The 8169-nt window shown below is 62.6% G+C and carries 7 protein-coding genes and 1 pseudogene; 7 read left to right on the top strand and 1 reads right to left on the bottom strand.

Annotated features, from left to right (window positions below):
- On the bottom strand, nt 1–508 hold a 508-nt coding region (locus tag EOA86_RS13090; protein WP_128342034.1), incomplete at its 3' end, for a DUF5131 family protein.
- A gap of 128 nt (nt 509–636) precedes the next feature.
- Here EOA86_RS13090 and EOA86_RS13085 point away from each other — a divergent pair.
- From EOA86_RS13085 to EOA86_RS13060, 7 genes and pseudogenes are all read left to right on the top strand, one after another.
- Nucleotides 637–915: a hypothetical protein gene (locus tag EOA86_RS13085; protein ID WP_128342033.1), complete on the top strand. Its 279-nt coding sequence runs from the start codon at nt 637–639 to the stop codon at nt 913–915.
- Between the two features lie 600 nt (nt 916–1515).
- The gene (locus EOA86_RS13080) at nt 1516–1863 is read left to right on the top strand and encodes a hypothetical protein (protein WP_128342031.1); all 348 of its coding nucleotides are present in this window, start codon (nt 1516–1518) and stop codon (nt 1861–1863) included.
- A 129-nt stretch (nt 1864–1992) separates the two neighbouring features.
- Entirely contained in the window at nt 1993–2400 is a 408-nt protein-coding gene (locus EOA86_RS13075; protein ID WP_128342030.1) for a FixH family protein, read from the top strand.
- Nucleotides 2397–3829: pseudogene (locus tag EOA86_RS13070) on the top strand (efflux RND transporter periplasmic adaptor subunit). The gene EOA86_RS13075 and the pseudogene EOA86_RS13070 overlap by 4 nt, the downstream one beginning before the upstream one ends.
- Nucleotides 3826–6999, top strand: coding sequence for a CusA/CzcA family heavy metal efflux RND transporter (locus tag EOA86_RS13065; RefSeq protein ID WP_128342028.1), 3174 nt, complete (start codon nt 3826–3828; stop codon nt 6997–6999). The pseudogene EOA86_RS13070 and the gene EOA86_RS13065 overlap by 4 nt, the downstream one beginning before the upstream one ends.
- 198 nt (nt 7000–7197) lie before the next feature.
- Nucleotides 7198–7446 carry a hypothetical protein gene (locus tag EOA86_RS39360; protein WP_206630013.1) on the top strand — a complete coding sequence of 83 codons (249 nt, stop codon included), beginning with the start codon at nt 7198–7200 and terminating at the stop codon, nt 7444–7446.
- A 138-nt stretch (nt 7447–7584) separates the two neighbouring features.
- A partial coding sequence (locus tag EOA86_RS13060) for a multicopper oxidase domain-containing protein (RefSeq protein WP_164891722.1) occupies nt 7585–8169 on the top strand: 585 nt, incomplete at its 3' end.

Here is an 8169-nt window from a genome sequence, read left to right as displayed (position 1 = left end):
GCTCAAAGGAGACGAAGCGGACCGACGCAGGAACTTGGCGCAACTCGTCCAACCGATTGAGAACGCGGCCATCCTCGACGCTGCACCCAAGCCAGACGTTCGGTAGCTTCCGCAGCAATGGAACGATCTCGACCATCCGATCCGGTCGCTTGGTGAGAACCTGGTACGTATGCTGAGGCGTGGCCTCCATCACCTTCCAGACGTCGGCGATGAAGTCGGCCGGCACATCGGCGTGGAAGAGGTCGGACATCGAGTTCACGAAAACGCGCCGCGGCTTTGACCACGTAGCCGGGAGCGATAGAGACTTCTGGTCAAGAAAGAGTTTCCCGGTCCACTTCGCTCGCCCGCCGCTTTTGCGCGTCAGGCCAGCATACTTTTCCATCCCCATTGCCTCAAGCCGCGCCGCCATACGCATGGCGTAGCAGTTTGTGCACCCAGCAGTCAGGATCGTACATCCCGCGACCGGGTTCCACGTCGCATCGGTCCATTCGATCGAGGTCTCAGCCATAGGACGATTCTCCTACCGTTCGCACCAGTTTTAATATGAGGAGATCCGTGAAGCTACGGTAAAGAGGCCGACCTTAGCCATTTTAGGGACGCCTAAAATACCGAACCGATCACTAGATTTGCCGTTGCATGAGTAAGGTTCCGTTGCCGCGTCCCGGCTCGAGTTCATTCCCCCGCTCGTTCCGACCCTGGTGGATCAGCCTGAGGGCGAAGGCTGAATTCACGAGGTCAAGTTCGACGGCCTATCGCGCACAGGTTACCGTTCAGGAAGGAACGGCGCGCGCCTATACCCGCAACGGCCACGACTGGTCGGCGGAGTTCTGGCCGATCGCTCTGGCCGCGCAAGCGCCTTCCAGCAATTCTGCCATCATCGACGTCGAAGTCATGCTCGACGATCAGGCTTTATGATACCTTCTGCTGCCGAACCTGTCGTTGGCCGTGCCTGTAGGGCAGCGGGGCCTTTTTTGGAGCTGCAGCCTAATCTAACCAGGCCCTGGCGTCAGAAAATCCACAACGCCGGCCCAAATGGGTGGTCTTTTGGCGCATGGCCAATTAGAGTCGCTCTTGCAATCAATGAGCTAGGCCCGCAAGCTAAGCGCATTGAGGTATACCTCAATGCGCTCTGGCTCAGAATTCGGGCAAGCGGATAGCCCTATAGGCTGGGTCAGAAATACGCCTCAGCGACCGCCATGGTTGCGGTGGTCGCGAAACTGCCTTTTGTGGGACGGTGCAAAAATCAGACGCAAGACAGTCGCTTTAATCCGGGACTTTTGCGAAAACCAGGCCGCCGGAATCGACGCTAAGCGGAAGCTCGCTTGCTCCGGGTCAATTCACCGCCATGACCTTGGATAGTGGTACCACCGGGGTCGGGTCAACGTACCAATCCGAACGTTCTATACGTGCGATGATGCACCATCTTACGGCGCTGGACAGGTCCCTTGCCGGTCGCGGAGCTGTGACATTTTGGTGAGCGCCTTTTCAATCGGGGCGCGCTATGGCAGACTTTCCATGATGATCTTGCTGCCACCCATTGGTCGACTGTTGGCGTTTTTTGCGGTTCTCGGGCTCCTGCTCGGGCCGTTCGCGTCTTTAATGGCCGGAACAGCGATGGCGGTACCTGTGGTAATGGAAATGGCGGAGGGCATGCCGTGTCCGGATGGTCCGCCATCGCTGCCGGATTGTGACAAGGACTGTCCGCTGGTCGCGCTGTGCATGCCGGTATTCACCTCCACTGTGGCGTCCGTCGACGATTCATTGGCCATTCCTCCGATCGTCGGAAGCAAGATGCCGCCGCATGGGTATTCTCCCGGCGCTTCGCTTCACCACGAGCCCCATCCCAGACCTCCAAAAGCCTGAGCCATCGTCCGCGGCGCCCTGACGCCGCCCTTACCGTGCGGGGTCTCGCGCGGAGATAAGGCGTGGCTTTCAGCCACATAATGGCATGCGCCGGCCGAGCCCGGCCGCAACACAGGGAATTTGGAAATCATGAGAATTCAGCTCAATCGGCGCGCTCTTGCCGGAGCGCTGGCCTCAGTCATCGTCGCGACCGCTTTCGGTCCTGCAGAAGCCGGAAGCGCCGACTACGCGTTCGAACTCGTCGAGACCGAGGTCAAGCAAGGCGAAAGCGCCACAGTCGCTGTACGGCTCGTCGACAAGCGAAACGGCACGCCCGTCACCGACGCGGTCATCTTCGCCACCCGGATGGACATGGCTCCGGACGGCATGGAGGCGATGACCACGTCGGTCGAGGCGATGTCTTCGGACCAGCCCGGCGTCTATCGCTTCAAGACCAATCTGATGATGGCGGGCGGCTGGCGGTTCTCGGTCGCGGCCAAAGTCCAGGGCGAACCCGACACGGTCGAAAGCAAGCTCGTCTTCAAGGCCGTGCCATGAAGCGGATTGCCACTTCATTCTTCGCCCTTGTCGCCCTCACGACGGCAGGGGTTGGAGGATACTGGGCGGGGCTCCGTGGTTACACGGCGCCCAGCCTGAGTTCATTTGTCGACGCTTGGTCTCGGGAACGACCCGCTCCACCCAAGGGAACAGGGCCGGTCATCTACTTCCGGCACCCGGATGGCGAACCGATCTACTCGGCCAATCCCCGACGGACGGAGGATGGACGCGATTTCACGGCGGTGCATGCGAGCGAGGATGTGAACTTCGACTCGGCCACAGCAGCAGCGGCAGAAGCGCCTGCGGAGGCGACCAACACCGCCGGCGAAAAGCGTATTCTCTACTACCGCAATCCCATGGGCCTGCCCGACACCTCGCCGGTCCCGAAGAAGGATTCCATGGGAATGGATTACATTCCCGTCTACGAAGGCGAGGAAAACGACGGCTCCGCCGTCAAGGTCCCGACGGGCAGGCTGCAGCGAACCGGGGTCAAGACCGGGGCTGCGACGCGCAGCGTTGTCGTCCGCCCGGTGCGGGTGCCCGGCACCGTGCAGTTCGACGAGCGGCGGGTCAGCGTCGTGTCGACCCGCACTGAAGCGTTCGTGGAACAAGTCGCACAGGTGACGACCGGCGAGGTCATTGCTGAAGGACAACCGCTTGTCCGGTTCTATTCCCCGGAAATCGCCGCCGCAGGTGCGCAGTATGCCACCGATTTGAACAACAGCCCGCGTGGCGCGGCAGCGAGCGGCAGCCTGCAGCGTCTTGAAAACCTCGGTGTTCCCGCCGAGGCGGTGGCCGAAATCAGGAAAACCCGCAAAGTGCCAATCTCGGTCACTATGACGGCGCCGCGCGGCGGCGTGGTGCTGGAACGCATGGCGGTCGACGGCATGAAGGCGGAGCCCGGCGAGGCCCTGTTCCGCATCGCTGACATTTCCACCGTCTGGGTGGTGGCGGACGTCCGGAGTATGAACTGGGCTCAGTCCGCGTCGGCGCCGAGGCGACGATCCGCATCCGCAGCAAGCCCGGCACGGTCCTCAAGGGTAAGGTCGGACTGATTTACCCCCAGGTTGATACGCAGACCCGGACGACGCGCGTTCGGATCGAGGTGCCCAGTCCGGACGGCATTCTGCTCGGCAACATGTACGCCGACGTGGAAATCGCCGCCGGCGCGGGTGAGCCGGTGGTCACGGTTCCGGACAGCGCCGTCATCGATACCGGTGAGCGCCAGGTCGTTATCATCGACAAGGGAGAAGGCAGCTTCGAGCCGCGCGACGTCAAGGTTGGCATGCGTGGCCAGGGCATCACCGAAATCCGCGAAGGCGTCGAGGAAGGCGACCAAGTAGTGATTTCCGCCAACTTCCTGATCGATGCCGAAAGCAATCTGAAAGCCGCGCTGAGCGCGCTGACACCGGCGGAGACGAAGCCATGATCGCCAAGCTCATCGCCTGGTCGGCCCGCAATCTCGTTCTGATCTTCGTCGCGATCGCATTGACGGTGGCGGCCGGCGTCTACGCGCTGCGCACGTTGCCGCTCGATGCGATCCCGGACCTGTCCGACGTGCAGGTGATCGTGCTGACCGACTATCCGGGACAGGCACCTCAGGTGGTGGAAGATCAGGTCACCTATCCGCTGACGACCTCCATGCTGACTGTTCCGCGGTCGAAGGTGGTGCGCGGCTTCTCCTTCTTCGGGGTGTCCTTCGTCTATGTGATCTTCGAGGACGGCACCGACCCCTATTGGGCGAGGAGCCGCGTGCTCGAATATCTCAGCGCCGCGGCAAGGCGGCTGCCTGAAGGCGTGACGCCGAGCCTCGGTCCGGATGCGACCGGCGTCGGCTGGGTCTATCAGTACGCCGTGGTCGCCAAGGAATTATCGCTTGCCGAACTGCGGTCGCTCCAGGACTGGGTCGTGCGCTTTGCCGCCTCGAAGGCCGAAGGCATCGCGGAGGTCGCGAGCGTCGGCGGCTTCGTCAAGCAATATTCGATTGTCGTCGATCCGTCGCGATTGAAGGCGCAGGGCATCACGATCGGAGAGATCGGCGATGCCGTGAAGCGCAGCAACATGGATGTCGGCGGCCGCACGGTCGAGCTGTCGGAATTCGAATTCATGGTGCGGGGCCGCGGCTATCTGAAAGGCGTGGCCGACATCGAGAACATCGTCTTGAGATCCAATCGCGGCGTGCCGCTTAGGCTCGGCGACGTGGCGCGCGTCGAGATCGTTCCCGAGGAGCGGCGTGGCATCGCTGAGCTGAATGGGGAGGGGGAAGTCGCGAGCGGCATCGTCCTGCAGCGGTTTGGCGCGAATGCGCTCACCGTCATCGAAAACGCCAAGGAGAAGATCGCCGAGATTTCCGGCAGCCTCCCGGCAGGCACCGAGATCGTTCCCGTCTACGACCGCTCGAAGCTGATCGAATCCGCGATCGAGACCCTGAAATCGACACTGGTCGAGGAAAGCGTCATCGTGGCGCTGGTCACGATCGTCTTCCTCTTGCACGTACGAAGCGCGCTGGTGGCGATCATCATGCTGCCGGTGGGCATCCTCATGGCTTTCGCCGCCATGAAGCTGCTTGGGCTCGGCTCGAACATCATGAGCTTGGGCGGCATCGCGATCGCCATCGGCGCCATGATCGACGCGGCGATCGTCATGATCGAGAACGCGCACAAGCATCTGGAGCGGGCGCCACCTGGAAAACCCAGGATCGAGATCCTCATCGATGCCGCAAGCGAGGTTGGGCCGGCGCTCTTCTTCAGCCTGCTGATCATCACCGTCTCGTTCCTGCCGATCTTCACGCTCGAAGCACAGGAGGGCCGCCTGTTCGGACCGCTGGCGTTCACCAAGACCTTTGCGATGGCCGCCGCCGCAATCCTGTCGGTGACGCTCGTCCCGGCGCTGATGGTGATCTTCGTGCGCGGCCGGATCGTTCCCGAGCACCGCAATCCGCTCAACCGCTTCCTGATCTGGCTCTATCGTCCGCTGATTGCCGTGGTTCTCAGGGCAAAGACCCTGACGATCCTGCTGGCGGTCGCTGCCCTCGTCGCAACTGTTTGGCCGGCACGGCAGCTTGGCACCGAGTTCATGCCGAACCTCGACGAAGGCACGCTGATGTACATGCCGACCACGCTGCCCGGCCTGTCGGTCACCAAGGCGGCGGAGCTGATGCAGGTGCAGGACCGGATCCTCAAATCCTTTCCGGAGGTGGAATCAGTTTTCGGCAAGGCAGGCAGGGCGCAGACCGCCACTGATCCTGCACCGACGGAGATGTTCGAGACGATAATCAACCTGAAGCCGAAATCCGAATGGCGGCCCGGGGTGACTGTCGAAAGCCTGAAGAACGAGATGGATGCCGCGCTTCAGTTTCCCGGCGTTTCCAACGCCTGGACGATGCCGATCCGGGCGCGCATCGACATGCTGTCGACCGGTATCCGCACACCGGTCGGCGTCAAGGTGTTCGGCACCGACCTTGCCCAGATGGAAAAGGCGGCGCGGCAGATCGAGGCCGTTCTGAGGGCCGTGCCCGGCACGTCGAGCGCTTACGCCGAACGCGTTATCGGCGGCTACTATCTCGACATCGTTCCGGACCGCGCCTCTCTCGGTCGGTACGGTCTGTCGATTGCCGACGTGCAGGATGTCATCTCGTCGGCACTGGGCGCCGAGGTGGTCACCTCGACGGTCGAGGGCCGCGAACGCTACGGGGTTGCGGTCCGCTATCCGCGGGCGATGCGTAGCGATCCGGACGCGATCGCCAGGGATGTGCAGATAACGCTGCCGGGCGGCGGTTCCGTTCCGCTTGGCGAAGTGGCCAAGGTCGAGCTGATGCGCGGGGCGACGTCGATTCGCACCGAGAATGGCCAGCTCGCCGTCTATGTCTTCGTCGACATCGCCGGGCGGGACCTCGGCGGCTACGTCGCCGAGGCGCAGCGGGCGGTCGCCGGCGAGGTGAAGCTGCCGCAGGGCTTTTCGGTCGCCTGGAGCGGCCAGTTCGAATATCTCGAACGGGCCGAAGCGCGTTTGAAAATCGTCGTGCCGCTCACACTCGCGCTGATCTTTCTGCTGCTCTATCTCAATTTCCAGGCAATGACGGAAACACTCATCGTCATGCTGTCGCTGCCCTTCGCCCTGGTTGGCGGCATCTGGCTGATGTGGTGGCTCGATTTCAACTTATCGGTCGCCGTCGCGGTCGGGTTCATCGCACTGGCCGGCGTCGCGGCGGAAACGGGCGTCATCATGCTGATTTATCTTGAGCAGGCATTTGCGGCCGCGAAGGTGAATTGCGCGACGCACAAACGTTCGCTGACCAAGTCGGACCTTCGCGCCGCGATCATGTTCGGCGCGGTCGAGCGGGTGCGCCCGAAGGTGATGACGGTCGTTGCCATTATGGCGGGACTTTTGCCGATCCTCTGGAGCACCGGCACCGGCTCGGAGGTGATGCAGCGTATCGCCGTCCCGATGATCGGCGGCATGATCTCCTCGACGCTGTTGACGCTGATCGTCATCCCTGCCGTTTACGGCCTGGTGAAGGGTTGGCGTCTGCCTGAACGAGCCGTGCACGAGAGTGAGTTGCAGCCGGTACAGGTCAAGCTCAAGCTCGCAGCGGAATAGGCCTGGTGTTTATTGCCGGACTGATCGGAATACAGATCCCAGACTCGCGTCATGCGGGACACATCGAAAGGATTGAATGTGGACAGGGGGCGGCGACAGGAATAGTTTTCAAACATGCACGACGTTCGCAAGCTTGTAATCGCATTGTTTGTGATATTTGCCGCCAGCACAATTGGGCATGGCGCAAGCGCGACGAGCATGTCGCTGGCAATGTCGCATGATGCGATGGCCGGCGGAGACATGGGCGACTGCGATGGCTGTCCGCCGGAAGACGGCAAAGCATCCCTTTGCTGCCAGGTCTGCCTGGCGTCATTCGCCGCACTTCCGGCGACGGTGGGCATCGAGCTTCCGCTTGTTGCGGCTGAACTTGCGGCTTCGCCTCTGAAAGAGATCGTCGGCCGAACTGGCCCGCCCGACCCCTCTCCTCCCCGAACCATCATCCTGTAGCTGACGCAGGTCGGGCTTGCCCGGCTTCCGCGTCGACGATCGCCGGCGCATTTTTTTCCGCGGCGATCGAGGTTTCGCATGAGGCGTCGTTTCGCGCGTCGCCATGCGGTGAACGACCGACTTCAGGATGGTTGAACCATGTCCAGATTTCCCATGCCGGCGCTGACGCGTCGAGCCTTTCTCGCATCGGCCGCGGCAGGCGCTATGCTACCCTTCCGACAATCGCCGGCCGGCGCCGCAGCCATCCGCGAAGTCCGGTTGCGGGCGGCGCCCGGCGGTATCCGGCTCTTGCCCAGACCAGCCGGCGAGGTTGCCGCATGGTGCTACAACGGCACCGTTCCGGGCCCCGAGATCCGGGTCCGTCAGGGCGAGCGCCTGCGGGTCGAGGTCGAGAACGGCCTTGCCGAAGAAACGACCGTGCACTGGCATGGCGTGCGCGTGCCGCATGCCATGGACGGCGTGCCTCACCTCACCCAGAAACCGATCGGCGCTGGGGGGCGCTTTGTCTACGAGTTCGAGGCCGTCGACGCCGGCACCTTCTGGTATCACCCGCACCAGCGGAGCTTCGAACAGGTCGGGCGTGGGCTTTATGGTCCGCTCATCGTCGAGGAACCTGAACCGGTGCGGGTGGACCGTGAGGTGACCTGGGTGCTCGGCGACTGGCGGTTGACGAAATCGGGCGCAATCAGCGAGGATTTCGGCAACCGGCATGACATCCACCAC

This window comes from Mesorhizobium sp. M5C.F.Ca.IN.020.32.2.1 (genome assembly GCF_004023105.1).
GTDB lineage: Bacteria > Pseudomonadota > Alphaproteobacteria > Rhizobiales > Rhizobiaceae > Mesorhizobium > Mesorhizobium wenxiniae.
Note: the sequence above shows the minus strand (reverse complement) of the source record. Positions and strands in the feature narration are given on the sequence as shown.